General features: G+C 61.0%; 28 protein-coding genes. 13 read left to right on the top strand and 15 right to left on the bottom strand.

Going from position 1 to position 26,332, the window contains the following annotated elements:
* Positions 1–77: 77 nt before the first annotated feature.
* Entirely contained in the window at positions 78–1,181 is a 1,104-nt protein-coding gene (locus C1J04_RS07995; RefSeq protein WP_009826711.1) for a zinc ABC transporter substrate-binding protein, read from the top strand.
* Between the two features lie 15 nt (positions 1,182–1,196).
* On the opposite strand, the gene C1J04_RS08000 is transcribed toward C1J04_RS07995, so the two are convergent.
* The 3 genes from C1J04_RS08000 to C1J04_RS08010 all read right to left on the bottom strand — a co-directional run bounded on the left by C1J04_RS08000 (position 1,197) and on the right by C1J04_RS08010 (position 4,729).
* Complete coding sequence (locus tag C1J04_RS08000) at positions 1,197–2,249, bottom strand: permease (protein WP_009826712.1); 1,053 nt, start codon at positions 2,247–2,249, stop codon at positions 1,197–1,199.
* Positions 2,246–2,560 (bottom strand): ArsR/SmtB family transcription factor, encoded by a 315-nt coding sequence (locus C1J04_RS08005; protein ID WP_005852780.1) that lies wholly within the window; start codon positions 2,558–2,560, stop codon positions 2,246–2,248. Before C1J04_RS08005 ends, C1J04_RS08000 begins: the two co-directional genes overlap by 4 nt.
* A 138-nt stretch (positions 2,561–2,698) precedes the next feature.
* Positions 2,699–4,729: a PhoX family protein gene (locus tag C1J04_RS08010; protein WP_009826713.1), complete on the bottom strand. Its 2,031-nt coding sequence runs from the start codon at positions 4,727–4,729 to the stop codon at positions 2,699–2,701.
* 367 nt (positions 4,730–5,096) lie between these two features.
* Here C1J04_RS08010 and C1J04_RS08015 point away from each other — a divergent pair, with 367 nt between their 5' ends.
* The 5 genes from C1J04_RS08015 (at position 5,097) to C1J04_RS08035 (ending at position 8,571) form a co-directional block, all read left to right on the top strand.
* Positions 5,097–5,756, top strand: a complete 660-nt coding sequence (locus C1J04_RS08015) for an ATP-dependent Clp protease proteolytic subunit (RefSeq protein WP_009826714.1) — start codon at positions 5,097–5,099, stop codon at positions 5,754–5,756.
* A 134-nt stretch (positions 5,757–5,890) separates the two neighbouring features.
* Positions 5,891–7,156, top strand: a complete 1,266-nt coding sequence (gene clpX / locus C1J04_RS08020) for an ATP-dependent Clp protease ATP-binding subunit ClpX (protein ID WP_005852783.1) — start codon at positions 5,891–5,893, stop codon at positions 7,154–7,156.
* Between the two features lie 144 nt (positions 7,157–7,300).
* Positions 7,301–7,660, top strand: coding sequence for a RidA family protein (locus tag C1J04_RS08025; RefSeq protein ID WP_005852785.1), 360 nt, complete (start codon positions 7,301–7,303; stop codon positions 7,658–7,660).
* An 83-nt stretch (positions 7,661–7,743) separates the two neighbouring features.
* The gene (locus tag C1J04_RS08030; RefSeq protein WP_005852787.1) at positions 7,744–8,127 is read left to right on the top strand and encodes an NADH:ubiquinone oxidoreductase subunit NDUFA12; all 384 of its coding nucleotides are present in this window, start codon (positions 7,744–7,746) and stop codon (positions 8,125–8,127) included.
* Positions 8,128–8,217: 90 nt separating this feature from the next.
* The gene (locus C1J04_RS08035) at positions 8,218–8,571 is read left to right on the top strand and encodes a DUF2155 domain-containing protein (protein WP_037954682.1); all 354 of its coding nucleotides are present in this window, start codon (positions 8,218–8,220) and stop codon (positions 8,569–8,571) included.
* Here C1J04_RS08035 and aat read toward each other — a convergent pair.
* The 8 genes from aat to C1J04_RS08075 form a co-directional block, all read right to left on the bottom strand.
* On the bottom strand, positions 8,535–9,170 hold the full coding sequence (gene aat, locus C1J04_RS08040; RefSeq protein WP_037954349.1) for a leucyl/phenylalanyl-tRNA--protein transferase: 636 nt from the start codon (positions 9,168–9,170) through the stop codon (positions 8,535–8,537). The two genes, C1J04_RS08035 and aat, sit on opposite strands and share 37 nt — an antisense overlap.
* Complete coding sequence (gene accC, locus C1J04_RS08045; RefSeq protein WP_037962751.1) at positions 9,163–10,515, bottom strand: acetyl-CoA carboxylase biotin carboxylase subunit; 1,353 nt, start codon at positions 10,513–10,515, stop codon at positions 9,163–9,165. Before accC ends, aat begins: the two co-directional genes overlap by 8 nt.
* Positions 10,516–10,525: 10 nt before the next feature.
* Positions 10,526–11,026 (bottom strand): acetyl-CoA carboxylase biotin carboxyl carrier protein, encoded by a 501-nt coding sequence (accB, locus tag C1J04_RS08050; protein ID WP_009826719.1) that lies wholly within the window; start codon positions 11,024–11,026, stop codon positions 10,526–10,528.
* A gap of 249 nt (positions 11,027–11,275) precedes the next feature.
* A complete protein-coding gene (locus tag C1J04_RS08055; protein ID WP_005852792.1) occupies positions 11,276–12,031 on the bottom strand; it encodes an ABC transporter ATP-binding protein in 756 nt (251 codons plus the stop codon).
* Positions 12,032–12,092: 61 nt separating this feature from the next.
* Complete coding sequence (locus C1J04_RS08060) at positions 12,093–12,857, bottom strand: ABC transporter ATP-binding protein (protein ID WP_005852793.1); 765 nt, start codon at positions 12,855–12,857, stop codon at positions 12,093–12,095.
* A 15-nt stretch (positions 12,858–12,872) separates the two neighbouring features.
* Positions 12,873–14,081, bottom strand: a complete 1,209-nt coding sequence (locus C1J04_RS08065) for a branched-chain amino acid ABC transporter permease (protein WP_009826720.1) — start codon at positions 14,079–14,081, stop codon at positions 12,873–12,875.
* 3 nt (positions 14,082–14,084) lie between these two features.
* Positions 14,085–15,116, bottom strand: coding sequence for a branched-chain amino acid ABC transporter permease (locus C1J04_RS08070; protein ID WP_009826721.1), 1,032 nt, complete (start codon positions 15,114–15,116; stop codon positions 14,085–14,087).
* Positions 15,117–15,204: 88 nt separating this feature from the next.
* Complete coding sequence (locus C1J04_RS08075) at positions 15,205–16,569, bottom strand: substrate-binding protein (protein WP_009826722.1); 1,365 nt, start codon at positions 16,567–16,569, stop codon at positions 15,205–15,207.
* Positions 16,570–16,800: 231 nt separating this feature from the next.
* On the opposite strand from C1J04_RS08075, the gene C1J04_RS08080 reads away from it, so the two are divergent.
* The 4 genes from C1J04_RS08080 (at position 16,801) to C1J04_RS08095 (ending at position 21,549) form a co-directional block, all read left to right on the top strand.
* Positions 16,801–18,096, top strand: coding sequence for a short-chain fatty acyl-CoA regulator family protein (locus C1J04_RS08080; protein WP_009826723.1), 1,296 nt, complete (start codon positions 16,801–16,803; stop codon positions 18,094–18,096).
* 107 nt (positions 18,097–18,203) lie between these two features.
* Positions 18,204–18,587, top strand: a complete 384-nt coding sequence (locus tag C1J04_RS08085; RefSeq protein ID WP_005852799.1) for a response regulator transcription factor — start codon at positions 18,204–18,206, stop codon at positions 18,585–18,587.
* The gene (locus C1J04_RS08090) at positions 18,584–18,856 is read left to right on the top strand and encodes a hypothetical protein (protein WP_009826724.1); all 273 of its coding nucleotides are present in this window, start codon (positions 18,584–18,586) and stop codon (positions 18,854–18,856) included. The genes C1J04_RS08085 and C1J04_RS08090 overlap by 4 nt, the downstream gene beginning before the upstream one ends.
* Positions 18,856–21,549 (top strand): sensor histidine kinase, encoded by a 2,694-nt coding sequence (locus C1J04_RS08095; protein ID WP_009826725.1) that lies wholly within the window; start codon positions 18,856–18,858, stop codon positions 21,547–21,549. The genes C1J04_RS08090 and C1J04_RS08095 overlap by 1 nt, the downstream gene beginning before the upstream one ends.
* 277 nt (positions 21,550–21,826) lie before the next feature.
* Here C1J04_RS08095 and C1J04_RS08100 read toward each other — a convergent pair whose 3' ends face one another.
* From C1J04_RS08100 to C1J04_RS08115, 4 genes are all read right to left on the bottom strand, one after another.
* Positions 21,827–22,249 carry a TIGR01244 family sulfur transferase gene (locus C1J04_RS08100; protein WP_005852802.1) on the bottom strand — a complete coding sequence of 141 codons (423 nt, stop codon included), beginning with the start codon at positions 22,247–22,249 and terminating at the stop codon, positions 21,827–21,829.
* 8 nt (positions 22,250–22,257) lie between these two features.
* On the bottom strand, positions 22,258–22,689 hold the full coding sequence (locus C1J04_RS08105) for a DUF6691 family protein (protein ID WP_009826726.1): 432 nt from the start codon (positions 22,687–22,689) through the stop codon (positions 22,258–22,260).
* Position 22,690: 1 nt separating this feature from the next.
* The gene (locus tag C1J04_RS08110) at positions 22,691–23,122 is read right to left on the bottom strand and encodes a YeeE/YedE family protein (RefSeq protein ID WP_009826727.1); all 432 of its coding nucleotides are present in this window, start codon (positions 23,120–23,122) and stop codon (positions 22,691–22,693) included.
* A 162-nt stretch (positions 23,123–23,284) separates the two neighbouring features.
* A complete protein-coding gene (locus C1J04_RS08115) occupies positions 23,285–23,524 on the bottom strand; it encodes a hypothetical protein (protein ID WP_009826728.1) in 240 nt (79 codons plus the stop codon).
* Between the two features lie 107 nt (positions 23,525–23,631).
* Here C1J04_RS08115 and C1J04_RS08120 point away from each other — a divergent pair, with 107 nt between their 5' ends.
* From C1J04_RS08120 to C1J04_RS08130, 3 genes are all read left to right on the top strand, one after another.
* Positions 23,632–23,919: a DUF2312 domain-containing protein gene (locus C1J04_RS08120; protein ID WP_009826729.1), complete on the top strand. Its 288-nt coding sequence runs from the start codon at positions 23,632–23,634 to the stop codon at positions 23,917–23,919.
* 213 nt (positions 23,920–24,132) lie between these two features.
* Entirely contained in the window at positions 24,133–25,464 is a 1,332-nt protein-coding gene (gene tig, locus C1J04_RS08125) for a trigger factor (protein ID WP_005852852.1), read from the top strand.
* 137 nt (positions 25,465–25,601) lie between these two features.
* Complete coding sequence (locus C1J04_RS08130; RefSeq protein WP_114865328.1) at positions 25,602–26,312, top strand: FkbM family methyltransferase; 711 nt, start codon at positions 25,602–25,604, stop codon at positions 26,310–26,312.
* The last annotated feature ends 20 nt before the right edge of the window (positions 26,313–26,332 follow it).

The raw sequence follows: 26,332 nt of genomic DNA on the forward strand, positions 1-26,332 counted from the left end.
GTAGCAGGGTTCGGTGTTGATATGTTATAACGTGTGATCCATCAAGGTTATAGTATAACATTATTTGGAGCCCGCCAATGCGCCGCCTGCTTTGCACAACCCTTCTTTTCTCTGCCGGTCTGGCCCATGCAGAGGTGCCCCGTGTCGCCACCGATATCGCGCCGGTACATTCGTTGGTTTCTATGGTCATGCAGGGTGCAGGCAGCCCCGATCTGATCATCCCGCCCGGCGCGTCGCCCCACAGCTATGCCATGCGCCCCAGCGAGGCGCGCGCTGTGGCCAAGGCCGATCTGGTGGTCTGGGTCGGTCCGTCGCTGGCTCCGTGGCTTGAAGAGCCGATGAGCAGTCTGGCGCAGGGGGCCGAACGTCTGACCTTGCAAGACGTAGAGGGTATCCGCCTGCTGACCAACCGCAGCGGCGTTGCGTTCGAAGCCCATGATCACGGGGATCATGAAGGGCACGATGACCACGACGGTCATGATGATCACGCGGGGCACGAGGATCATGGGGATCACGAAGGGCACGACCATGCCGAGCACGACGATCACGGCGACCACGAAGGCCATGATGACCACAAAGGTCACGATGACCACGACCATGACGACCACGACCATGACGCACATGAAGAGGCAGACGCTCACGAAGGACACAATCATGCACCCGGCGCGCTGGACCCGCATATCTGGCTAGATCCGCAGAACGCAGTCGTCTGGCTGGATGCCATCGCTGCAAGCTTGTCCGCGCAAGACCCTGAAAACGCAGCGCTTTACGCAGATAACGCTGCGCAGGCCCAAGCGCAGCTGGTAGATCTTCAAGCCGGTATCCAGGCCGAGCTGACGCCGCTTCGGGGGCAGAAGTTTGTCGTCTTTCACGACGCCTATCACTATTTCGAAGCCCGCTTTGATGTCGAGGCAAGTGCTGCGATCTCTCTTAGCGATGGGGCCGCCCCCAGTGCCGCGCGTCTGGCAGAGGTGCGCGATGTGGTGAAGGACACGCAGGCCGCCTGCGTCTTTACGGAGCCCCAGTTCAACGCCGGTCTGATTGAGGCACTCCAAGACGGCACGGCGCTGAAATCCGCCTCGCTTGATCCGATTGGCGCCGCACTTGAGCCGGGGGTGGACATGTACCCCGCTTTGCTGCGCGATCTGGCCGCAGCTTTTACCAGTTGTCTGGCAGAATAAGCCCCGCTTTGGGCGTCACAGCGACGCCCAAAGTTGAAACAGCAGCCCCGAGGCAAACGACCCTGTCAGTGCGATCCCGATATACAGCGCGAAGACAGGGCGTTTGACCAAGGCCCAGACGGCGATGGCCGCGGGCAGGGAGGTCACCCCGCCCGCGACCAGAAACGACAGACCCGCACCGGGGGCCATGCCCTGTCCAATCAGCCCGCCCACCAGCGGCAGCGCGGCATAGCCGTTCAGATAGGCCGGCACCCCCACCAAGGTCGCGATCCCGATCGGGGCCAGCCCGCTGCCGCCAAGGGCGCGGGTCACCGTCTCTGCGGGAATCCACGCCAGCATGAGGCTTTCAAGCAGGAAGGCCAGCGTCAGCCATTTGATCAGGAAGATCGTGGTCTTGGCGGCCTCGCGCAGGAATTTGGCGGATCGCGTCTTGTCGTGCCAGAAGGCCCAGACCACTGGGTGCGATGCGCGCACCTTCGACGCGCCGCAGCCGCCATTGCCCACGCCGTCGCGCAGCGGGTCGGTCAAGCCACCCGCGCGGGACAGCAGATGCACGATGATCCCGCCAAATACCCCGAGCCCGACGGCCGCGATGGTCTTGGCCACCGCGAACTCCACCCCCAGAACGCCGGTGGTCAGCACGAACATCGACGGGTCCATGACGGGCGAGGCCAGCCAGAAGGCCATGACGGCGGACAGGGGCACCCCCATCGCCAGCAGCGCCGCGATCAAGGGGATCACTCCGCATGAACAAAAGGGAGACACCCCGCCGGCGAGTGCCGCGATGGCGATCATCACGGCGGGTGATCCGGTAAAGGCCCGCGCGATCAGCCCGTCGGCCCCCGTGGCACCGGCATAGGCCGCAACCGCGATGGACAGGATCAGAAACGGCGCGACATCCTGCAGGTTGGTCGCGGTAAATTGCACGCTGGTCACGGCAAGCGGCGCATCAAGGGCTGCGACAGCGGCCAGCACCGCGATACAGACCAGCCACACGCGTTCTTGCGTCCAGATGTGATGGGCCAGCGACCTGAGCGGGCTGCGCGCGGGGTGGGGCAGGTCGGTCATGCGGCGGTCTCCTTCAAAAGCGAAACGCCGGTGCAGCATTCCGAGGTGAGAAACGAAAGCGTCGCCCGCATCACGTCGAAATCGACGCGGTTGACGATGTTGCGCCCGTCGCGGCGCTGGATGATCAACCCCGCATCGACCAATGCCCCAAGGTGATGGGCCAGGGTGGAGGGGGCCGCATTGAGATGGGCACCGATCTCTCCCACGGTCAGCGCGTCTTCACCGGCGCGGACAAGCAGGCGAAAGATCGCGAGGCGGGTATCATGGCCAAGGGCGGCGAGGGCGCGGGCAGTTGTTTGATGTTCTGTCATAGCACCAAATAAAACTATAAAACTAGTTTTGTAAAGATGATTCGCATTTGCCGGAGCGACAAAGAAATTGCGCCCAAGGGGGGGAACCCTTGGGCGCAGCGATTTTGAAATGAATTTGGTTGGAATAGGGTCGGGGCGTCAGACGGCGATCTTGCCGCCGCCCTGTTTGGTGACCACAACCACCGCAGGGCGCGGGGGCATCTTGGGGTCAAAATCGGGCCAGCGGGTGGCGGGATCTTCAAAGGTGCTTTCACGCTCGAACCCGGGGATGTTCTTGGTCCCGTCCGTGCCGGGGTGTTGCACGGCGACAAACAGCGTCTCGCCGTCGTCGGTAAAGTAGGGGCCGCACATCTCTCCGCCGACGGGGCAGCGGAAGAACAGCTTGGACGTGCCGCGCGCCTCGCCTTCGGTTTCGACCGCATACAGCCCGTCAGATTTGCCCGTCTTGGCCCAGTTGCTGCCCTGATCCGTGCTGACCCACAGGCGGCCATCGGCGTCGATAGCGCAGTTGTCGGGGCTGCCGAACCACCCGTTTTCAGAGGTTTCGGGGTTCCATTGTGCGCCCACGTCCGACACCGACGGATCGCCGCATTTCACAAGGATCGACCAGCGCCCCTGCGTTGCCGCGTGGTTGCCGCCGTCTTCCTTGATCTCGATGATGTGGCCAAAGCTGCTGTCGGCACGCGGGTTGGCGGCGTTCACCTCATCCTCTGTGCGTTTTGTGTTGTTTGTCAGCATGATATAGGCCGTGCCGTCACCACGGGGCTGCGCGTCTTCGGGGCGGTCCATCGGGGTCGCGCCCAACAGATCGGCCGCGATCCGCGTGTCGATCATCACGTCGCCTTGGTCATTGAAGCCGTTTTCAGCCGTCAGCGGGCCTGTGCCGTGGGTCAGCGGCAGCCAGGTCACCGTGCCATCTTCGTCAAAGCGCGCGACATAAAGCGTGCCGTCGCTCAGCAGTTTGGCGTTGGCCGCCCGGTCGTCCGAGACCTTGCCCCCCGAGACGTATTTATACTGGTAATCAAAGCGGTTGTCGTCGCCCATATAGATCACCAGACGCCCGTCACTGCTGACCGTGGTTTCCGCACCTTCGTGGCGGAAGCGGCCCAAAGCGGTGTGTTTGACGGGGGTAGAGGTCGGGTCCATCGGGTCCACCTCGACCACCCAGCCGAATTTATTGGGGGCGAGGGGTTCTTTATCGATGTTGAAACGGTCGTATTGCGCGCCCCAGGCGTACCACATGCCCGGCACGCCATAGCGTTTGTAGGACGCGGCTTCGGGGTGGTCATCGGCGATCACGGGTTTGCCGTCAGCGTCCAGTTGGTCGCTCCAGAAATAGCCGTGGAAGTTCTCCTCGGCCATGAGCCACGTCCCCCAAGGGGTCAGCCCGCCGGCGCAGTTGTTCAGCGTGCCGATCACATTCACCCCGTCGGGGTCGTCGTCGGTCTTCATCCGCGCATGGCCCGCGGCGGGGCCGTCGATGGTCATCGCGGTGTCCAGCGGGGTGATGCGGCGGTTCATCTTGCCGTCGCGCACCACCTGCCAGACCCCGGCGTCGTCCTTGGCGATCTCGACCACCGAACCACCGTGGGCGGCCATTTCAATGTCGATCAGCGCGGGCGTCATGCCGGAAAACTGCGCGCGGTCCTGACGGCCAAGCCCGGGGAACATCACCTCTTCGTTGGTGTATTCGTGGTTCACACAAAGCAACCCGCGGCTGCCCTCATCATTCAGCGGGACAAAGCCCACGTAGTCATTGTTATAACCGAACTGCTTGAGCTGCGCCGCCGCGGTCTGGTTCATCACGTCGAATTCGGGCGCGTCGGCGGTGATCGGATCACCCCACCGCAGCAGCACATTGGCGTCATAGCCATCGGCCACATGATGGGTCTCGTCATTGCCCCATGCCAGTTCGTCAAAGACATAGCGGCTGTCGGCGGTGGCGGCACTTGCTTGACGCGGCGCGACCATCGCCGAGGTGCCGAACAATGCGGTTGTCGCCGTGACCCCCAGCATGCCGCGCAAGATGTCGCGGCGTCCGTAGCGCGCGTTGATCACATCGCCGATGGTGCGCTGCAGATTGGGGTTGGTGGGGATGTCGTCGAAGGCTTCGAAGGCTTCGGCCTTGTTGCCGATTTCGGGATCATCGAGGATTTGGCGACGTGTCATGGCTATTCCTTTATTGTGTCGGGCAGTGCGTTTGGCATTGCGTTTGGCGAGGTGACTCGCGGTTGCGCCTTGTGTCGTCGCGATGTGCTACAAATGTGTTCCGCTTTCATGACAGTTCTGTGACAGGGCGCGCGGCGGTGGGCTGTGTTGCGCGCCACCCTAGCGCAGGAACCGGCAGGATGTGGGCGAAAATCGGCTGCCGGTATCCGCAGCACAGATCAGCGGGGCAGGGCGGTGGCGCAGGGCCAAATCCAAAGCCAAGGGGATGATCGGTCCTGCCCCCCTTGAACCCCCTAGGTGGCGCGATTAATCTTAAGCCAAGGTTTCGCGGGTATGGTCCGGCGAACGGCAATATCAGGCAGGCTTTATGAACGATCCACATGATACATATATGAACACGCTGGTCCCTATGGTGGTTGAACAAACCAGCCGGGGCGAACGTGCGTACGACATCTTCTCGCGTCTGCTGAAAGAGCGGATCATTTTCCTCAACGGGCCTGTGCATGACGGCATGTCGTCGCTGATCGTGGCGCAGCTTCTGCACCTCGAGGCAGAGAACCCCTCCAAGGAAATTTCCATGTATATCAACAGCCCCGGCGGCGTTGTGACCTCTGGCCTGTCGATCTACGACACCATGCAGTACATCAAACCGAAGGTGTCCACGCTGGTCATCGGGCAGGCGGCATCCATGGGGTCGCTGTTGCTGCAAGCGGGCGAAAAGGGCATGCGATTCTCGCTGCCCAACAGCCGCGTTATGGTCCACCAGCCCTCCGGCGGGTATCAGGGTCAGGCGACGGACATCATGATTCACGCGCAGGAAACGCAAAAGCTGAAAACGCGCCTGAACGAGATCTATGTCAAACACACCGGCCAGCCGCTGGAAAAAGTCGAAGCAGCGCTTGAGCGTGACAACTTCATGTCGCCCGAAGAAGCCAAAGACTGGGGCCTGATCGACGAGATCGTCGAGAACCGCGGCAAGATGGATGATCCTGATGCGCCAAAAGATGGCGACAAAAAAGGCAAGTAAATAAGGCGTGCGTGGCCCGTTATTTTGCGATTGTGGACCACGCACCGCTGGCCTAAGCTGGCACCGAGCAAAAAAATATATAGATGGCTGCCCTATGGCGGACACGATCAAACGACAGACCTGAAAGGGTTGAAATGGCTAATACTTCGAGCGGCGACAGCAAGAACACACTTTATTGCAGCTTTTGTGGCAAAAGTCAGCATGAGGTGCGCAAGCTGATTGCAGGTCCGACTGTCTTCATTTGTGACGAATGTGTCGAACTTTGCATGGATATCATCCGCGAGGAAACCAAAGCCTCGGGGCTGAAAGCCACCGATGGTGTGCCGACCCCGAAAGACATCTGTGATGTTCTGGACGATTACGTGATCGGGCAGGCGATGGCCAAACGGGTGCTGTCGGTTGCCGTGCACAACCACTATAAACGTCTGAACCACGCCCAGAAGGGTGGGGACATCGAACTGGCGAAATCCAACATCCTGCTGATCGGCCCCACCGGTTGCGGTAAGACGCTGCTGGCGCAAACGCTGGCGCGTATTCTGGATGTGCCCTTTACCATGGCCGATGCGACGACACTGACCGAAGCGGGCTATGTCGGGGAAGATGTTGAAAACATTATCCTCAAGCTGTTGCAGGCGTCCGAATACAATGTCGAGCGCGCACAGCGCGGCATCGTCTATATCGACGAAGTTGATAAAATCACGCGCAAATCCGAAAACCCCAGCATCACCCGTGATGTGAGCGGCGAAGGCGTGCAGCAAGCCTTGCTGAAACTGATGGAAGGCACCGTGGCCTCTGTCCCTCCACAGGGCGGGCGCAAGCATCCGCAGCAGGAATTCCTGCAGGTGGATACCACGAACATCCTGTTCATCTGCGGCGGTGCTTTCGCCGGTCTGGACCGGATCATTGCCGCGCGCGGTAAAGGGTCCGCCATGGGCTTTGGTGCCGATGTGCGCGATCAGGATGCCCGCGGCATTGGCGAGATTTTCACCGACCTTGAACCGGAAGATCTGCTGAAGTTCGGCCTGATCCCTGAATTCGTGGGCCGTCTGCCGGTTCTGGCGACGCTCGAGGATCTGGACGAGGACGCGCTGGTCACCATCCTGACCGAACCGAAAAACGCATTGGTCAAACAGTACCAGCGCTTGTTCGAGATCGAGGATACACAGCTGACCTTTACCGATGACGCGCTGTTGGCGATCGCGAAACGCGCCATCGAACGCAAAACCGGTGCCCGTGGTCTGCGCTCTATCCTCGAAGACATCTTGCTGAACACGATGTTCGATCTGCCCGGCATGGACAGCGTCACCGAGGTGGTCGTGAACGAAGAGGCGGTGACCTCTGACGCGGCACCGCTGATGATCCACGCCGACGCCGAGAAAGAGCCTGCAACCGCCGGCTAGGCATCGCATGCATGTTATCTGATCAAGGCGCGCCAGCGATGGTGCGCCTTTTTCGTATCTGGCAGGGGGCCGCCGCTTTGTCGCTTGACCTTAGCAAGGGCAGGCGCTTTGACAGGGGCAGGCATGACAGACAAGAGGCGCATCATGACAAGACGTATTTTTTCCGGCGGTGAGTTCGAAGCCAAGATCGGCTACTGCCGCGCCGTTGTGGCGGGGGGCTTTGTCCATGTGGCGGGCACCGTGGGGCAGGGCGATACCGTGACCGACCAGTGCCGCGCCGCCCTTGCGACCATCGAAGGCGCCCTGCGCGAGGCAGGCTGCACCATGGCGGATGTGGTACGCGTGAACTATTATCTGCCCGACCGCGCAGAGTTCGAACCCTGCTGGCCGATCCTGTCCGAGGTCTTTGGCGACGCACCACCCGCCGCGACAATGATCGAATGCGGGCTGATCGACGACAAATACCGCATCGAAATCGAAGTCACCGCCTGCCTACCCGGCTGAAAACCGCGGCTATGTGCCCCGAAGCCCGCTAGACCTTTGCGCGGCCTTGGTGCATATATCCATCAAAGCTTCAGGAGACCTCTATGGGCATTCTCAACTCTCTTTTGCGCGGCGTGACATGGTGGAACGGCCAGACGCTGAACACGCAACTGTTCACATGGCGCAAGGGCATCAAGGTCGGCGAAGACGCCGAGGGCAATGTGTACTACCGCAACGCGGACAGCAGCAAACGCTGGGTGATCTTCAACGGCGAGATCGAGGCGACGCGCGTCAACGCGGATTGGCACGGCTGGCTGCACCATTCGTGGGATGAAACCCCCGAGGCGCGTCCGCTGGCGCATAAGACCTGGGAAAAGCCCCACCAAGAGAACCTGACCGGCACCGCCCTGGCCTATGCGCCCGCCGGATCGATCCGCCGCGAGAAGCCTGCGGACCGCGGTGACTACGAGGCGTGGCAGCCCGAATAAACGCCACACGCGCGCCCCGTGATCGGGCGCGCGCTGCTGCGCTGCCCGGCTCTGCTGGCGACGCCCTTTGACGTTCAAGGAACCCATGTGATGCGCAAGATATTGATGATGCTCGCCATAATGGCCGCACCGGTGCAGGCACAGCAGGTCGCCAGCGCTGAAGGCGGTATTTTGCGCGCGCTCGACAAGGTATCGGGTGTGTCGCGTGACGTTGAAATGCGCCGTGGCGAAACCGCGCGCGTGGGCAATCTGAATGTGACGATGAACGAATGTCGCTATCCGTCGGGCAACCCTGCGGGCGACGCCTATGCCGAGCTCGAGATCGTCGAGACGGGCGACGAGAACCGGCTTTTTGCAGGCTGGATGATCGCCTCTGCCCCCGCGTTGTCGGCGCTGGAGCATCCGCGCTATGACATCTGGGTCATCCGCTGCACCACCTCTTGAGCGCTGGCCGCAGCGGGCGCTGTGAAGTCTGCGGTTTTCATCAACGCCATCTCTAGCCGTGCGTGATAAGCCGCGCGGGTGATCTCTTGCGCGCCAAGGGACGCCAGATGCGGGGTCAGGAACTGCGTGTCAAACAGGGTGAACCCGCCGCGGTTCAGCCGGTCTACCAGACAGGCCAGCGCGATCTTGGACGCGTTGTCGCGCCTTGAGAACATGCTTTCTCCAAAGAACGCACGCCCCAGCGTGACGCCATAGACCCCGCCCACCAGCATGTCATCCTCCCAGACCTCAAGGGCGTGGGCATGACCAAGCCTATGTAGCTGGGCATAAAGGCTGAAAATCTCGGCGTTGATCCAAGTGTCGGCGCGGTCGGCGCAGCCGGTGACAACGTCGTTGAACGCGGTGTTGGTGGTGATGGTAAAGCGCGTGCGCCGCATCGCGCGCGCCAGTGACCGCGAGATATGGAACCCGTCGAGGGGAAAGACACCCCGACGCCGCGGATCGACCCAGAAAATCTCTGGGTCGTCGCGGTGTTCGGCCATGGGGAAAATCCCGATGGAATAGCCGTGTAATAACAGCTCGGGCGTGAGGTCAGGCATTGCCCAGGTTGGTTTCAAGCCAATGCTCTAGCCAGTGGATGTTATAGTCCCCTGTCAGCACGTCCTGTTCGTCCAGCAGCGCATGGAACAGCGGCACCGTGGTGTCGACCCCATCCACGATCAGCTCGCCCAAGGCGCGACGCAGACGCGCCAGCGCTTCGGGACGGTCGCGCCCGTGGACGATCAGCTTGCCGATCAGGCTGTCGTAATAGGGCGGGATTTTATAGCCGTCATACAGCGCGCTATCCATCCGCACACCAAGCCCGCCGGGGGCGTGATACTGCGTGATCTTGCCCGGGCAGGGCGAGAAGTTCGGCAGTTTCTCGGCGTTGATCCGGACCTCGATCGCGTGGCCGTTGATCTGCAGGTCTTCTTGGGTAAAGGACATATCCATACCAGCAGCAACACGGATTTGTTCCCGCACCAGATCGACCCCGAAGATGCCTTCGGTCACAGGGTGTTCCACCTGCAAACGCGTGTTCATCTCGATGAAATAGAATTCGCCGTTTTCATAAAGGAATTCGATGGTGCCGGCACCGATGTAGTTGATGTTGGCCATCGCATCGGCACAGACCTTACCGATCCGCGCGCGTTCTTCGGCGGTGATCGACGGGCCGGGGGCCTCTTCGAAAACCTTCTGGTGACGGCGTTGCAGCGAACAGTCACGCTCGCCCAGGTGGACAGCACGGCCCTTGCCGTCGCCAAAGACCTGAATCTCGATGTGGCGGGGCGTGGTCAGATACTTCTCGATATAGACTTCGTCGTTGCCGAAGTTCGATTTACCCTCGGCGCGGGCGGTCATGAAGGCACGTTCCATTTCAGCGGCGGATTGCGCCACTTTCATGCCCTTGCCACCCCCACCGGCGGTCGCCTTGATGATCACCGGATAGCCGATTTCCTCGCCGATACGCTTGGCGTCGGCCAATGTGGGCACGCCGCCGTCAGAACCGGGAACGCAAGGCACGCCAAGCTCTTTCATGGTGTCCTTGGCGGTGATCTTGTCGCCCATGATGCGGATGTGTTCCGCTGTGGGGCCGATAAAGGTCAGGTCGTGGTCTTCGACGATCTGCACAAAGCCCGCGTTTTCCGACAAGAAACCGTATCCGGGGTGGATCGCTTCGGCACCGGTGATCTCGCAGGCGGCGATGATCGACGGGATCGACAGATAGGATTGCTGCGAAGAGGGCGGGCCGATGCAGACAGATTCGTCTGCCATGCGCACATGCATCGCATCGCTGTCAGCCGTCGAATGGACGGCGACAGACCCGATGCCCATCTCGCGGGCCGCACGGATCACGCGCAACGCGATCTCGCCGCGGTTTGCGACTAGGATTTTTTTGAACATGGGTTTCGCCTTATTCCAGGATCACCAAAGGCGCGCCGAATTCAACGGCGGCGCCGTCTTCTACCAGGATCCGCTTGACCGTGCCCGAGCGTGGCGCAGGAATGTGGTTCATGGTTTTCATCGCTTCGACGATCAACAGCGTGTCGCCTTCGGAAACGCTTGTCCCGACAGAGATAAACGCGGGCGCGCCGGGTTCGGCTTGCATATAGACAGTGCCCACCATCGGAGAGACGACTGCGCCGGGGTGATCCGCCGGGTCGCTGTTGTCTGCGGCAGGGGCTGCTGCCGCTGCTGGGGCCGCGGGGGCGGGGGCTGCATATTGTGCAGGGGCCGACTGCGCCTGTTGCGGCGCGACGATTTGTTGTGGGGGTTTACGGCTGACGCGCACATTCAGGCTGTCATCCTCGGCGTAATCCCGCTTGACCTGCAATTCGGTCAGATCGTTTTCATTCAGCAACTCGGCGAGCGCCTGGATAAAAGCCACATCGGCGTCATGGGTGTTTTTTGTCATATTTTCCTCAGCCAGTCTAAGTCGATCGGGCGCTGCCTGTGCCCTTGAATTGCTGCCTTATAGGGCATGGGCGCAGCCATGAAAAGCAAGCAGTTGCCTAACGTAAGCTTGGCCGCGCAAAGCGCGGGATCGGGCAGCGGATCGGGGCGAGGGATATGGGGGATGTGACAGGGGGACGCGGGCGCGGGAAAATGCCGGTGTGAAACATATGTTTCGTCTAGTTTTCCCGCGCGCGTCGAGGCTTGGCCGTCAGATTGCCAGATATTCGGCACGCAGTTCGGCGTTGTTCAGCACCTCTTCGGCGGTGCCGTCAAACACCACGCCGCCGGTATCAAGGATCACCGCACGATCCGCGAGTTTAAGCGCACGCACCGCGTTTTGTTCGACGAGAATGGTGGTGATGCCTTGGGATTTGATCAGCGACAGGGTCTTTTCGATCTCGTCCACGATGACGGGGGCAAGCCCTTCATAGGGTTCATCCAGCAGCAGCACCTTGATGTCACGGGCCAGCGCGCGGGCAATCGCCAGCATCTGTTGCTCGCCGCCCGATAGGGTCACGCCCTCTTGCTTGCGGCGTTCCTTGAGGCGGGGGAATAATTCGTAGATGCGGTCAAGCGACCAGCCGATGGGCGGGGCGATCTGCGCCAGTTGCAGGTTTTCCTCGACCGTGAGACCCGCGATGATGCGGCGGTCTTCGGGGACCAGCGCCAGACCGTTTGCGGCGGCCTCGTGGCTGGCCATCTTGTGTAGTGGCTGGTGGTCAAGCCAGACCTCCCCTTTGCGCAATTCGGGGTCGCCGATCTGCGCGATGGCCCGCAGGGTAGAGGTTTTCCCCGCCCCGTTGCGGCCCAGAAGCGCCAGGATCTCGCCTTCGTGCACGTTAAAACTGACGCCCTGCACGATGTAGCTTTCGCCGTAATAGGCGTGGATGTCCCAGACCGAAAGATAGGCGGGGGCGGTGGCGGCGTGGTTGGCGCTGTTCGAGAAATCGGGTTTCGTGTTCATAGTCTTGTCCTTGCAAAGCCTCTGGTGCGGTGCGACGCGGGATGGGCGGAGCCCCCGCGCGTCAGGCGGCGTCCTGGGATTCGCCCAAATACGCCTCGCGCACCTTGGGGTGGCCTTTGATGTTGTCAGGGGTGTCTTCGACCAGCGGGGTGCCTTGCGCCAACACGGTGATCCGTTCCGCCAGCGAGAACACCACATGCATGTCGTGTTCGATGATGGCGATGGTGATGTCGCGTTCGTCCTTGATCTGCTTCAGCAGGTCGATGGTATTGTTGGTATCGGCCCGCGCCATGCCCGCTGTGGGTTCATCCAGCAGCAGCAGGCGCGGATCTTGCGACAGGCACATCGCGATTTCCAACCGACGTTTGTCGCCGCGCGACATAGAGGCCGCGTGCATATGTCGCTTGTCGGCGAGCTTCATCTCGACCAGCATCTCCTCGGCTTTTTCGATCACGTCACGCTGGCTCGACATGGCGGTGAGCGCGTTCATCTGGAACGCCCCGTCACGTTTGGCAAAACAGGGGATCATCATGTTCTCCTGCACGCTGAGATCACCAAAGATCTCGGGCGTCTGGAAAACGCGGGAAATCCCCATCTGGTTGATCTCGTAGGGTTTGCGCCCCAGCACCGACTGCCCGTCGAACATGACCGATCCGGTATCGGGGATCAGCTTGCCCACCAGACAGTTCAGCAGCGTGGATTTACCCGCCCCGTTCGGCCCGATGATCGCATGGACCGAGTTTTCCGCGACGCTGAGGTTCACGTCACTCAGCGCTTGCAACCCGCCGAAACGTTTGCCGACATTTTTGACTTCGAGAATGGCCATCTGTTCAGCTCCTTCTTATTCGGCTGGGGGTGTGTTGCGTTGTGCGGCGGCGTCTGCCTCGACCGATCCGGCGTTCCGGTCCTTGCGGCGGAACACGCGACCGATACGTTGACCGCCTTCGACCAGACCACCGGGCAGGAAGATCACGACCAGCATGAACAGCAGGCCCAGCGTCAGGTGCCAGCCCTTGCCCACAAAGGGGTGGATCAACATGATCAGCGTGTCTTCCAGCCCGTCGGGCATAAAGGCGAACCAACCGTGCAGCACGTTATCGTTGATCTTGGAAAAGATGTTTTCAAAGTACTTGATAAAGCCCGCGCCCAGAACCGGCCCCAGAAGGGTGCCCGCACCCCCAAGGATGGTCATCAGAACAACCTCGCCCGAGGCGGTCCACTGCATCCGTTCAGCACCGGCAAGCGGGTCCATCGCGGCCAGCAGGCCACCGGCCAGACCGGCATACATGCCAGAGATGACAAAGGCCGCCAGCGTGTAGGGTTTGGTGTTCAGGCCGGTGTAGTTCATCCGTTGCTGGTTCGATTTCACCGCCCGCAGCATCATGCCGAAAGGCGACCGGAAGACGCGGATCGAGATATAGAACGCCAGCAGCATGATCACGGCACACAGGTAATACCCGACCGAGAAGGTGAAGGACCACGCCCCGAAATCCAGCGTCGTCGCCGCATTCATTTGCGCCCCGAACAGATTGGGGTAGCTGGGTGCATTCGCGCCATCAAGGATACGCGGATCGCTCAGCGCGATTTGCAGGCCGGTTTCCCCGTTGGTGATCGGCGTCAGCACCGAATAGGCAAGGTTGAACGACATCTGCGCGAAGGCCAGCGTCAGGATCGAAAAGTAGATCCCCGACCGGCGCAGCGAGACAAAGCCGATCACGACAGAGAAAAGCCCCGCCACGATCACCGACAAAAGGATCGCGGGGATCACGTTCATCGACAAAAGCTTCATCATCCACACGGCAGAGTAGGAACCGACCCCCAGAAAGGCCGCGTGACCAAAAGAGAGGTATCCGGTCAACCCGAACAGAATGTTGAAACCGATGGCAAAGATGCCAAAGATCACAAAGCGTTGCATCAGGTCAGGGTAGCCCGCGTTGAACTGCGCCAGCCCTGATCCGGCGGGGAAGGGGTTGAGGATGATAGGGGCTGCCATGGTCAGGAATGCCACCACCAACAGCAGGAGAAAGTCTTTTTTCGTGAGTGAGTGCATGGGTTATTCCTCCATCACGCCTTTGCGGCCCATCAGGCCACGGGGGCGTGTCAGCAAGATGAGTATCGCGACAACGTAAATGATGATCTGGTCAATGCCGGGCAGGATGTTCTTGACCTCGTTCATAGAGGCAAAGCTTTCCAGAATACCCAGCAAGAACCCCGCCAGAACGGCACCAGGCAGCGACCCCATGCCGCCGACCACGACGACCACAAAGCTCAGCACCAGAAAATCCATACCCATATGATAGTTGGGCGAATTGATCGGCGCGTACATGACACCGGCCAGACCGGCGACAGCGGCGGCGATGCCGAACATGATGGTGAAACGTTTGTCGATGTTGATGCCCAGCAGACCGACGGTCTCGCGGTCGGCCATACCGGCGCGCACGACCATCCCGAAGGTGGTGAACTGCAAGAAGGCAAAAACGCCGCCGATGATCACGGCCGAGAAAGCAAAATAGATCAGGCGCCAGTAGGGGTAGATGATCGCATTGGGATCAAAGCCCAGCATCACGCCAAAGTCGAACGACCCGCGAAACGCCTCCGGGGCGGAGGTGGGGATCGGGTTCGCGCCGTAGAAATACTTGATCACCTCTTGCAGCACGATCGCCAGACCGAAGGTCACGAGGATCTGGTCGGCATGGGGGCGCTTGTAGAAATGTTTGATCAACCCGCGCTCCATGACAAAGCCGATGGCCAGCATGATCGGCACGGCAAAGAGGATCGACAGGGGAACGGACCAATCCAGCATCCAAGCACCGGCGGTCTCTCCGAACCAGTCCTTGATATAGAGAATGTCCTCGTATTTCGGCTTGCCCAGAAAATCGACGCCGGAGGGTTCCGATGCCTTATGGCTGAGCGTGAAAATCTTGCTTAGCGTGACGGCGCAGAAGGCACCGATCATGAACAGCGCCCCATGGGCAAAGTTCACGACACCCAGCGTGCCGAAAATCAACGTCAGACCAAGCGCGATGAGCGCATAGGCTGAACCTTTGTCCAACCCGTTAAGAAGTTGCAAAAGAATGGCGTCCATCGCGGTGCCCTCGAATTTTTAAGAAGTGAAAGGCGGAAAAGCCCGCCGGCAAGGTAAGGCAGGGGTCGCCCCCTGCCTTAGACTTGGTTTACGCGCCGGGGTTGCAGTCGCCCAACTCGCCGCCCGCAAACATCGGGTGGTCAGGTGCATAGGTGACCTGATCGGCTGGGGTGACTTCGACGATTTCCACGAGATCGAATTCATTCTCGGGGTTCTCTTTGCCGCGCACGACCACAACGTCCTTAAAGCACTGGTGGTCATCGGCGCGGTACAGCGTCGGGCCGTTGCCCAGACCGTCGAATTCGAACCCGGCAAGGGCTTCGCCGACGGCGCAGGGGTTGAACGACCCGGCACGGGCCACCGCATCCGCGTACAGCAGCGTCTGCGCATAGCAGGTCTGAGCCGCCTGGCTGGGGGGGAAGCCGTATTTTTCGCCGAAGGACTGAACGAAAGCGTTGGTGCCTTTGTAGCGGTCGCCCATCTGGTTCTCGAGCTTCCAGTCCCAGTTCTGCGAGCCGACGATACCGGTGATATTCTCACCCGCACCACGGGCCATCAGCTCTGAATAGAGCGGCACGACGATCTCGAAGTTCTTGCCGTTCACCTGCTTTTCACGCAGGCCGAACTGCACGGCGTTGGTCAGCGAGTTGACCATGTTTCCGCCGTAGTGGTTGAGCACCAGAACATCCGCACCGGAGTTCAGGACAGGGGCGATATAGGACGAGAAATCGGTCGCGGCGAGCGGCGTGCGCACGTCGTTGATGGTTTCCCAACCCATGGCTTCGGTCGCGGCCTGAATGGATTCCTGCTGCGTCCAGCCCCATGTGTAGTCGGCTGTCAGGCTGTAGACCTTGCGATCATCGCCATAGAGATTTTTCAGCACCGGTGCCAAAGCCGCAGCGGACATATAGGCGTTAAAGAAGTGACGGAAGCCATTGGCTTTCTTGTCTTTACCCGTGGTGTCGTTCGAATGGGTCAGACCCGCCATAAAGATCACGCCGGCCTCTTGGCACAGGCCCTGCACAGCAACCGCCACGCCCGAGCTTGAGCCGCCCGAGATCATGATCGCGCCGTCTTTCTGGATCATCGACTGCGCCGATGCGCGGGCCGCGTCCGATTTGGTCTGCGTGTCGCCGGTCACGAACTGGACTTTCTTGCCCATGATCCCGTTACCTTCCAGCGCCTTCGAGCTGAAGGTGTTCAGCATACCGCCGTCGCCCTGACCGTTCAGGTGCTCGACCGCCAGCTCGAACGCGCGCAGCTCATCTGCGCCTTCGTCCGCATAGGGGCCCGATTGGGGTACGTTAAAGCCAAGCGTCACCGTGTTGCCCGTTGGCGCGTTGGTAAAGCCGGAATGCGCGGCCGCGCTTAGATACGTCGGCAGCGCCAGACCGGCCCCGGCAGCAGCGCCGGTTTTGATCACGCCACGACGCGTCAAGTTAGAAAATGACATGTATTTCCTCCCAAATGTTGAAATCACGGCCCGATTATTTTTCCGGGTCCATGATGCACAGAGGTGCAAATATGATATGAGAGGAAAACTGAAAACCGATCAACAAGCCCCTTGATAAAAACAACTATTCTGTAAATATATTCGCACGGGTTGTGAGGGAGTTGTAAATTTAATGATATTGCAGCGCAGAAAGCCGTTGATAACGCGATATAATTCGCGCGGGGGTGCCGCGTGACCCGCGATGCGCTGACCGGCAGCCGTATCCGTGAACGTCGGGTGATGGCGGGGCAGAAACAGGCGGATCTTGCCAAGCGGATCGGCATCTCGGCCAGCTATCTGAATCTTATCGAACACAACCGTCGCAGAATCGGCGGGAAGCTGCTGCTTAACATCGCGGCTGCCCTTGGGGTGGAGCCGACGGCCTTGACCGAAGGGGCGGAGGCTGCGCTGATCGCCACCCTGCGCGAGGCGGCGGATGATGCGCGGCTCAGCGGGCCGGAGGCGACCCGCGCCGATGAATTTGCCGGGCGGTTCCCGGGCTGGGCCGATGTGCTGGCCAACGCACAGCGCCGGATCGCCACGTTGGAGCGTACGGTCGAAACCCTGACCGACCGGCTGGCCCATGACCCGCATCTGGCGGCCTCTATGCACGAACTGCTGACGACCGCTGCCGCGATCCGGTCCACCGCGTCGATTTTGGCCGATACCAAAACGCTTGAACCCGAATGGCGCGACCGGTTTCACATCAACATCGATCAGGACAGCCGTCGCCTTGCCGATAGCGCGCAGGCGCTTGTGGGCTATCTTGAGGCCGACCCCGAAATCACCCCCGCCGCCGATTCCCCGCAAGAGGAGGTAGAGGCGTTTCTGGCCGCGCATCGCTATCGTTTTGCCACGCTCGAGGTCACCGAAGGGGATGCGGATGCCATCGACAAGCTGATCCAGACCGCCCCCGAACTGCAAAGCGTGGCCGCGCATCACATCGCGCGCGATGTGTTGCAGCAGATCGCCATCGACGCCGAAGCCCTGCCGATCACGCGGCTGACACAGGCGCTTGACCGGCTTGGACCCGACCCCGTCGCGCTTGGTGCAGAGCTGCGCCAGCCCGTGGCCCGCGTCTTGCGGCGCATGGCAACGGTGCCGGAACTGGGGGCAGGGCTGGTGATCTGCGACCGGTCGGGCACGTTGATCTTTCGCAAATCCATCGACGGTTTCGTTGTGCCGCGCTTTGGGGCCTGTTGCCCGCTCTGGCCGCTGTTCGCTGTTCTGGGCAGCCCGGGCATGGTACAGAAACAACGGGTTGCGCAATTGGGGCGGGGCCATTCCGCCTTTGACTGCTTTGCCACCTGCGAAACGCAGAATGTGCGCGATTACAACGCGGTACCCTTGCTTCATTCGGTGATGTTGATCCTGCCCGCGGGGCCGGACAGCGCGCCCGCGCTTGATGTTGGGGCCACCTGTCGCGTCTGCCCGCGCGCGGCCTGTCCGGCGCGGCGCGAACCGTCGATCCTGAATGACGGGGTATAGCGCGGGGCAACAGGCTTTTGACAGGGCAGGGTTTTCCGTGCATCTTGCCGCTCGGCCTACCGAGATCGCGGCACAAGCGACCAGGGCCACAGGGAGGGATTTTGCCAATGGGCAAGCATGTGGTGCTCGTGGAAGACGAGACGAACATCGCCGAGGCGATACGATTTTTACTCGGCCGTGAGGGCTGGCGCGTCGAAACGCTGGCCAATGGCGCGACAGCCGTGGAGGTGATCCGCAACGCCAGCCCCGATCTGGTGATGCTGGATGTGATGCTGCCGGGCAAAAGCGGTTTCGAAATCCTGAAGGAACTGCGTGCGGATGCGGCGCTGGCCGATCTGCCGATCCTGATGTTGACCGCCCGTGGCCAGACCCGCGACCGCGAAATCGCACTAGAGGCCGGGGTCAGCCGGTTTATGACCAAACCGTTTTCCAACGCCGATATGCTGGCAGCCGTGCGCGATCTGACCGCCGCAGGCACCGCAAAAGCATGAGCAAGCCCCCCGGCTCGCCGCTGTTTCTGGAACGGCGCAGCTACCGGTTTCGCCGCATGATGGATGCCGTCCGGCTGCTACCCTTGCTGGTGCTGGCCTTCTGGATGGTGCCGCTGCTCTGGCCCGTGCAGGATGCCCCCGTGGGCGCGGCCGTGCCCATGTCGCACGCGCTGCGCTATGTCTTTGGCGTCTGGCTGGCGGGAATCGTCTTGTGCTTTCTGCTTTGGCGGCGCACGGCGCGGCAGATTGCTCAGGAAGCGCAAGACTGATGGTGTCGCTGAACCAGTTGGTCGCGGTCTGTCTGCTGTATGTGGTCGGGCTCTTTGCCGTGGCCTTCGCGGCAGAGCGTGCGGCGGCACGGGGGCGGGGCGACTGGCTGTTGCGCTCTCCGCTGGTCTATACGCTGTCGCTTTCGATCTATTGCACCGCCTGGACCTTTTACGGCGCCGTTGGCTATGCCGCGCGGTCGGGGTTGGAGTTTGTGACGATCTACCTTGGCCCGTCGCTGGTGATGATCGGCTGGTGGTGGGTGCTGCGGCGGTTGGTGCGCATCGGGCGGTCGCATCGGGTGACCTCTGTCGCGGATCTGATTTCCTCGCGCTACGGCAAATCGAACCTGCTGGCGATCTTGGTCACCATCATGGCGGTGATCGGGGTGACGCCCTATATCGCGCTGCAACTTCAATCGGTTACCCTGTCCCTGTCGATCTTTGCCAGCGCCGAGCCGGGGGTGACACCGGGCAGCGATCCGCTGAATTCCGCACAGGCCGCCTTTTGGGTCGCGGTGGGGCTGGCGCTATTCACCGTGCTCTTCGGCACCCGCAATCTCAACGTGAACGAACGCCACCACGGCGTGGTCATCGCCATCGCTGTCGAGGCGGTGGTCAAGCTGCTGGCCCTGCTGGCCGTCGGCGTTTTCGTGGTCTGGGGGCTGGCGGGCGGCGTCGATCAGGCGCTGGCGCAGATCGACCGATCGGCCCTTGGTCAATGGCAGGTCGAGGGCGGCCGTTGGGCCGCGCTGACGCTGCTGGCTGCTGCCGCCTTCATCTGCCTGCCGCGGATGTTTCAGGTGCTGGTGGTGGAGAATGACGACGAACGTCACCTGCAAACCGCCAGCTGGGCCTTCCCGCTGTATCTCATGCTGATGAGCCTGTTTGTCGTGCCGATTGCCGTGGTCGGGCTGGACCTGCTGCCCGAAGGGTCGAACCCCGATCTGTTCGTGCTGAGCCTGCCGCTCAGCCAAGGGCAGAACAGCCTTGCGATGTTTGCCTTTCTGGGGGGCTTTTCCTCGGCCACGTCGATGGTGATCGTGGCGACGCTGGCGCTGTCGACAATGGTGAGCAACCATATCGTCATGCCGATCTGGCTGACCTACGGGCAGAACACGGTGCAGCAATCGGGCGACGTGCGTCATGTGGTGATCCTGTCGCGTCGGCTGTCGATCCTGCTGATCATCTCGCTGGGGTATTTCTATTACCGGCTGTCGGGCGGCGGCGGTGCGTTGGCGGCGATCGGGACGATCTCTTTCGGGGGGGTCGCGCAGTTCCTGCCGGTGTTGTTGGGCGGTATCTTCTGGCGCGGGGCCACGCGCACGGGGGCCGTCTGCGGGCTAAGCGTGGGCTTCGCGATCTGGGTCTATACGATGCTCTTGCCCAGCTTTGGCGCAGGCGCGGCGCTGTCGGTCGCGACCTTTCAGGACGGGCTGTTCGGCATGACCTGGCTGCGCCCCGAAGCCTTGTTTGGAATCAACGGCTTGGACCCCACTGTTCACGCAGTGATCTGGAGCCTTTCGCTCAATGCGCTGGTCTTTGTCGCCGTGTCCCTGTTCAGCTTTCCGGCCCCTGTCGAGCGGCTGCAAGGCGCGCAATTTGTCAATATCTTCGACCATTCCACCGCCGCCCGCGGGTGGAGCGCGTCCGTCGCGGCCAGCGAGGATCTGATGATCATGGCGCAGCGGATTTTGGGCCCCGCCGAGGCGCAGGGATTTTTCCGCGCGCAAGCCCAGTTGCAGGAAAAATCGGATGGTTTGCCAGAGCCCACGCCGCGTTTTGTTCAGGCGCTGGAGCGTGAATTGGCGGCCTCGGTCGGGGCGGCGACGGCCCATGCGATGGTGTCGCAGCTGGTCGGCGGTGCTTCTGTCTCGGTGCAGGATCTGCTGGCGGTGGCGGACGAATCGGCGCAGATGCTGGAGTATTCAAGCCAGCTTGAAATCAAATCGCGCGAGCTGACCGATACCGCCGCGAAGCTGCGCCGCGCCAATGACAAGCTGACGCAACTGTCGCATCAGAAAGACAGTTTTCTGAGCCAGATCAGCCATGAACTGCGCACGCCCATGACCTCTATCCGGTCGTTCTCCGAGATTCTGCGCGACGCCCAAGGGCTCGGGCCCGAGGAAAAGACGCGCTATGCCTCGATCATCCACTCCGAAACCATCCGGCTGACGCGGTTGCTGGACGATCTGCTGGACCTGTCTGTGCTGGAAAACGGCGAGGTGTCGTTGAACCGTCAGCGCGGGTCGCTGCGCGATGTGCTGGATCAGGCCGTGACCACAGCGCGCGCCGCCAATACCCGCGCGATCACCATCGACCGCGATCTGCCGGGCGAGGAGGTGATGCTGGAGACGGATCTGGACCGGCTCGTGCAGGTTTTCATCAACCTTATCACAAATGCGCAGAAGTATTGTGTTGCCGACGACCCGCAGCTGTCGATCCGCGCCCACCAGCAGGGGCCCCGCATCATTGTGGACCTGATCGACAATGGCGCGGGGATCGATGCTGCCTCGCAGGAATTGATTTTCGAAAAGTTTAGCCGTTTGCCCGGGCAGGGCGGCGAAGGGGCCGGTCTGGGACTGGCGATATGCCGCGAGATTATCAAACGTTTGCAGGGGGATATCTCGTATCTTACCGAGGTGTCGGGCACCGGTTTTCGGGTTGAACTGCCGTTGGCGCAGAACGGGGCCTAGGGCGATTTTTTCTGTTCTCTAAAGGGAATCGTAACCTCTCTGCGTCATTTCATAGGGGTGAAATGGCAGTGATGGAGGCGTGCGATGGTGTAAGGGATGTGAGTTTCGTCAAATGATGCCGGGGACATCAGTCGCAGGGTGACAGCGCCGTCTTGGCGCTATCCGTTGGTATGGCTTCGGCAACGGCGCGGCTGGCCTGATCCTTGGCGGATCGACCCGTGGCGCGTTGACCGGTGGCGCGTTGACCCGTGGCGCGATGATCCGTGGCGCGTTGCGGTTACGCGTAGGGGGCGCTGAGCACGCCGCGCATGTGGCTTAGGTCGTAGCCACCGGCCCGTGCGGCCTCAATCAGCGCGTCTGCCGGTTGTTCGCCTGCCTGACCCAAGGCCCAAGCGATGGTCGACCGTGTGCCCGAGGCGCAATAGGCCAGAACAACCTCGTCCTGCGCCACGCCGATCTCGCGGTTACGGGCAATGACATCAGGGGTCATCGTTTGGTGCGTTAGCTCTTGCACCGCAAAGCGCAGGCCAGCCGCCTCTGCCGCGGCCTGGATGGCGGCATGCTGGTGGCTGGGGGGCACTTCCGCGTCGGGACGGTTGCACAGGATCAAGGTAACGCCAGCCTCTTTGATCGCCTCCATATCGGAGGGGTCGATCTGAGGGGCAGCAAAGAAGCGGGGGGTGATTTGACGAATATCCATAGTTTGACTTATCCAGCCGCCCGCGTTGTGTCTAGTATCCGCCGCGCTTTGGGGGCGATCATCATACCCGCCAGCATGGTGATCAGAAAAATCAGGCCCCCCAAGCCGCCAAACCCAAGCGACGCCAGCGCAGGCCCCGGGCACAGCCCGACCAGCCCCCAGCCCGCGCCAAAGAGCACGGCGCCCACGATCAGCTTGCGGTCCAGCCGCGGGTCGGGGCGATCGGGGAAGTCACCGCCCACCACGGGCCGCCGCCCACGGGTGAACGCCCAAGCGACTGCCATCGGCAAAATGGCCCCGCCCATGACAAAGGCGAGCGTCGGATCCCACTCCCCGAAGAAATCCAGAAACCCCTGGACCTTTTGGGTATCGGTCATGCCCGACAGATATAGCCCGGTGCCAAACAAGGCCCCGGCGAGGGCGGCAAGCATATTGCGCATCTCAGACCCCTCCGACCAGGGCGCGCAGGGCAACAACCATCAGCGCGCCTGCCGCGATATAAACGAGCGTGGCAACGATACCGCGTGGGCTCAGCCGCGAAATGCCGCAGACCCCGTGACCCGAGGTGCAGCCATTGCCGATGCGCGTGCCCAGCCCGACCAGAAGACCGGCCGCACCGACCAGCCACAGGTTCTCTGTCAGGTTGGTGGTCGCAGGGACGGGGGCAAAGAATGCGATCACCGCAGGAAAGATGATCAGCGCCGCCAGAAAGCTGCCGCGTTCGGCCCAAGCGCCGCGCGCCGATCCGTCCACCAGCCCGCCAATAATGCCGCTGGCTCCCATGATGCGGCCGTTCCCCAACAGGTAGACCGCAGCGCCGCTGCCAATCATCAGCCCGCCAATCAGGCCCCAAATCCAATCTGCTTCAATCATATGCTATATCGCCCTTTCGTACCGCCGTAAGCGGCGGGTGTCGGGAAAACATATAATGAATGCTGAATGTGTGGCAAGCCGCAAGCGCGAGGTTGACGCTGTGTCGGTCTCTGGGCGTTTGTTATTTATAAAGACAGGGGCGGAAAGTGGCCGTCACCTGCCTTAGCCGAGGATGATACCGACCACGACCATCATCAGCCCGATCACCGACAGCAGCAATGCGCCAAGGTTCATCGGCAGCACTTTTTGCAGGACGATCCGCATCTCTTCTTCGGGCAGGGCGGCGCGTTTGGCACGGGCCACGCGCAGGATACACCAGACAAGCCCGACCAACCCTACAAAGGAGATCGCCGCGCCCGCCCAGATCAGGACGTCAAAGATTGAAAGAGATGCATTTTCCATAGGCCGCGAGCTATCCGAATTCCGCCCAATGGGCAAGAGTGGCTTGCGGCAGCGCAGGCACGCGGGTAGTCAATGCGCTGACCCATTCAAGACATAGGACGCCCCAGATGAGCGACAGTGCCACCAATCCCGAATCCCAAGACGCCATCGGTGATGCCACATATCGCGTGACCGCGAATGAGCTGCGCCAGTTCGTAGAGCGGATCGAACGGCTGGATGCCGAGAAGAAAGACCTCGCCGAACAGCAAAAAGAGGTCATGGCCGAAGCGAAATCCCGCGGTTACGACACAAAGGTGCTGCGCAAGATAATCGCTCTGCGCAAGCGCGAAGCCGATGATATCGCCGAAGAAGAAGCCGTGCTTGAGATGTACAAAGAAGCGCTTGGTATGTCCTGAGCCGGATGCGGTGCCTCGGGGGCTGATTATGCGCCCACTGGACGCCGCGCGAGACGTTAAATGCCATCGGTACGCGGGGGCAGGGGGCAATTCGCCCCGTCCCACGGGACCCCGCCGCCAAATCCGCTTGCGCCCAAGCGCAGGCCCCAATAGAAGAGCGGAAATTTTTCCGCCCGCGCCCCGCAATGCGCGGCCTTACCCTATGGAGCAAACATGCAGGTCAACGAGACGCTGAACGAAGGTCTGAAACGCGGCTATGCCATCACTGTGACAGCAGCTGAGCTGGAGGCCAAGGTCAACGAAAAGCTGGCCGAAGCGCAGCCCGAAGTCGAGATGAAGGGTTTCCGCAAAGGTAAAGTCCCAATGGCGCTGCTGAAAAAGCAGTTCGGCCAAAAGGTTATGGGCGAAGCAATGCAGGAAAGCATTGATGGCGCCATGCAAGAGCATTTTGAAAAGTCCGGCGATCGCCCTGCGATGCAGCCCGACGTCAAAATGGCGAATGAAGACTGGAAAGAAGGCGACGACGTCGAGGTCACCATGACCTACGAAGCACTGCCCGATATCCCAGAAGTAGACCTGTCGTCCATCACGCTGGAAAAAATGGTTGTCAAAGCCGATGACGCCGCCGTTGAAGAAGCGCTGGCCAACCTGGCAGAGACCGCACAGGACTTTGAAGCCCGCGAAGAGGGTGCCAAGGCAGAAGACGGCGACCAGATCACATTCGATTTCCTCGGCAAAGTAGACGGCGAAGCCTTTGAAGGCGGCGCGGCGGAAGATTACCCGCTGGTCCTGGGCTCCAACTCCTTCATCCCCGGTTTCGAAGAGCAGCTGGTCGGTGTTGTAGCAGGCGACGAGAAAGACGTAACGGTTTCCTTCCCGGAAGATTACCAAGCGCCTCACCTCGCCGGCAAAGAAGCCGTGTTCGAGTGCAAGGTTAAAGAAGTGAAAAAGCCTGTTGCCGCGAAAGTGGACGACGAGCTGGCCAAGAAATTCGGTGCCGAAGATCTGGCTGCGCTGAAATCCCAGATCGCAGAGCGTCTGGAAGCGGAATATGCCGGTGCGTCGCGCGCTGTCATGAAACGCGGTCTGCTGGACGAGCTGGACAAGCTGGTCAGCTTTGACCTGCCGCCGTCGCTGGTCGAAGCCGAAGCAGGCCAGATCGCGCACCAGCTGTGGCACGAAGACAACCCTGACGTTCAGGGCCATGACCACCCGGAAATCGAAACCACAGACGAGCACAAGAAGCTCGCCGAGCGCCGCGTGCGTCTTGGCCTGCTGCTGGCCGAGCTGGGTCAGAAAGCCGAAGTTCAGGTCACCGACGCGGAAATGACGCAAGCGATCATGAACCAGGCACGTCAGTACCCCGGTCAGGAACGTCAGTTCTTTGAATTCGTTCAGCAAAACCAGCAGATGCAACAGCAGATGCGCGCTCCTTTGTTCGAAGACAAAGTCGTTGATCACGTGTTTGAACAGGCGACATTGAACGAGAAAGAAGTGTCGAAAGAAGACCTGCAGAAAGCCGTGGAAGAGCTGGAAGACGAATAAGTCTTTCCCCTTTTTCGGTATCACAAAGATCAAAGCCGTCCCGTTCGGGGCGGCTTTTTTCGTTAGACGGCTGGGGAGTTATCCGTTTTAGTGCAGCAAAATGCGGCAGTTCCGGTCAAGGGGAGGGTGGTAGACACATGTCAGATCAAGCCAGCAACAGGGCGCGCCGCGCCGCGAGAGCAAAGACACCCTTGACCGAGGAGGAGCGCAAAGCCCGCCGGCGTGCAAAGCGGAACCTGCGTCAGGCCGAGGCGATGGGTTTTCTCAAGGGGGTGACGGCGATGCTGAAGCCTGGCGATCTGGCGATGGACTGCGGGGCCAATGTGGGTGTCGTGACCCGTTTGTTGGCCGACACAGGCGCCGAGGTGATCAGCTATGAACCCGACCCTTATGCGTTTGAACAGCTCTCAGCGGCTGTGAAAGACCGCGCGAACGTGCGTCTTGTCAACGCGGCGGTTGGGGTTAGCTCGGGCACTGTGCGGCTGATGCGGGCTGCGAACTTTGACGACAATATGAAGGGGGCATCGGTCAAAAGCACAATCGTCGACGGCGGGCGTACGATTGACGCAGACAATTATGTCGATGTCGCATTGCTCAATTTTCTGGAAATCATCAGGGCTGAAATCGATAAACGCGGCGAGATCGCTTTTGTGAAGATGGACATCGAAGGCGCGGAGCTTGATCTGCTTGAGGCGATGGATGCAGCGGATTTGATCAAGGGGATCAGGTGCTTGGTCGTGGAAACCCATGAGCGCAAGTTCGCGGATCTCAGACCGAGGTTCCGCGCGCTGCGCGAAACCTTTGCGGCGAAATACCCTGCGCGACAGGTGAACCTCGACTGGATCTGAGAGACGCACGCCTGCGCCTA

The sequence above is a fragment of the Sulfitobacter sp. SK025 genome (assembly GCF_003352105.1).
GTDB classification, from domain to species: domain Bacteria; phylum Pseudomonadota; class Alphaproteobacteria; order Rhodobacterales; family Rhodobacteraceae; genus Sulfitobacter; species Sulfitobacter pontiacus.

Bases quoted from the DNA above. Each gene is read 5' to 3' on its own strand.
- C1J04_RS07995 (WP_009826711.1), top strand. From the start codon at position 78: ATGCGCCGCCTGCTTTGCACAACCCTTCTTTTCTCTGCCGGTCTGGCC.
- C1J04_RS08000 (WP_009826712.1), bottom strand. From the start codon at position 2,249: ATGACCGACCTGCCCCACCCCGCGCGCAGCCCGCTCAGGTCGCTGGCC.
- C1J04_RS08005 (WP_005852780.1), bottom strand. From the start codon at position 2,560: ATGACAGAACATCAAACAACTGCCCGCGCCCTCGCCGCCCTTGGCCAT.
- C1J04_RS08010 (WP_009826713.1), bottom strand. From the start codon at position 4,729: ATGACACGTCGCCAAATCCTCGATGATCCCGAAATCGGCAACAAGGCC.
- C1J04_RS08015 (WP_009826714.1), top strand. From the start codon at position 5,097: ATGAACGATCCACATGATACATATATGAACACGCTGGTCCCTATGGTG.
- clpX (WP_005852783.1), top strand. From the start codon at position 5,891: ATGGCTAATACTTCGAGCGGCGACAGCAAGAACACACTTTATTGCAGC.
- C1J04_RS08025 (WP_005852785.1), top strand. From the start codon at position 7,301: ATGACAAGACGTATTTTTTCCGGCGGTGAGTTCGAAGCCAAGATCGGC.
- C1J04_RS08030 (WP_005852787.1), top strand. From the start codon at position 7,744: ATGGGCATTCTCAACTCTCTTTTGCGCGGCGTGACATGGTGGAACGGC.
- C1J04_RS08035 (WP_037954682.1), top strand. From the start codon at position 8,218: ATGCGCAAGATATTGATGATGCTCGCCATAATGGCCGCACCGGTGCAG.
- aat (WP_037954349.1), bottom strand. From the start codon at position 9,170: ATGCCTGACCTCACGCCCGAGCTGTTATTACACGGCTATTCCATCGGG.
- accC (WP_037962751.1), bottom strand. From the start codon at position 10,515: ATGTTCAAAAAAATCCTAGTCGCAAACCGCGGCGAGATCGCGTTGCGC.
- accB (WP_009826719.1), bottom strand. From the start codon at position 11,026: ATGACAAAAAACACCCATGACGCCGATGTGGCTTTTATCCAGGCGCTC.
- C1J04_RS08055 (WP_005852792.1), bottom strand. From the start codon at position 12,031: ATGAACACGAAACCCGATTTCTCGAACAGCGCCAACCACGCCGCCACC.
- C1J04_RS08060 (WP_005852793.1), bottom strand. From the start codon at position 12,857: ATGGCCATTCTCGAAGTCAAAAATGTCGGCAAACGTTTCGGCGGGTTG.
- C1J04_RS08065 (WP_009826720.1), bottom strand. From the start codon at position 14,081: ATGCACTCACTCACGAAAAAAGACTTTCTCCTGCTGTTGGTGGTGGCA.
- C1J04_RS08070 (WP_009826721.1), bottom strand. From the start codon at position 15,116: ATGGACGCCATTCTTTTGCAACTTCTTAACGGGTTGGACAAAGGTTCA.
- C1J04_RS08075 (WP_009826722.1), bottom strand. From the start codon at position 16,569: ATGTCATTTTCTAACTTGACGCGTCGTGGCGTGATCAAAACCGGCGCT.
- C1J04_RS08085 (WP_005852799.1), top strand. From the start codon at position 18,204: ATGGGCAAGCATGTGGTGCTCGTGGAAGACGAGACGAACATCGCCGAG.
- C1J04_RS08090 (WP_009826724.1), top strand. From the start codon at position 18,584: ATGAGCAAGCCCCCCGGCTCGCCGCTGTTTCTGGAACGGCGCAGCTAC.
- C1J04_RS08095 (WP_009826725.1), top strand. From the start codon at position 18,856: ATGGTGTCGCTGAACCAGTTGGTCGCGGTCTGTCTGCTGTATGTGGTC.
- C1J04_RS08100 (WP_005852802.1), bottom strand. From the start codon at position 22,249: ATGGATATTCGTCAAATCACCCCCCGCTTCTTTGCTGCCCCTCAGATC.
- C1J04_RS08105 (WP_009826726.1), bottom strand. From the start codon at position 22,689: ATGCGCAATATGCTTGCCGCCCTCGCCGGGGCCTTGTTTGGCACCGGG.
- C1J04_RS08110 (WP_009826727.1), bottom strand. From the start codon at position 23,122: ATGATTGAAGCAGATTGGATTTGGGGCCTGATTGGCGGGCTGATGATT.
- C1J04_RS08115 (WP_009826728.1), bottom strand. From the start codon at position 23,524: ATGGAAAATGCATCTCTTTCAATCTTTGACGTCCTGATCTGGGCGGGC.
- C1J04_RS08120 (WP_009826729.1), top strand. From the start codon at position 23,632: ATGAGCGACAGTGCCACCAATCCCGAATCCCAAGACGCCATCGGTGAT.
- tig (WP_005852852.1), top strand. From the start codon at position 24,133: ATGCAGGTCAACGAGACGCTGAACGAAGGTCTGAAACGCGGCTATGCC.
- C1J04_RS08130 (WP_114865328.1), top strand. From the start codon at position 25,602: ATGTCAGATCAAGCCAGCAACAGGGCGCGCCGCGCCGCGAGAGCAAAG.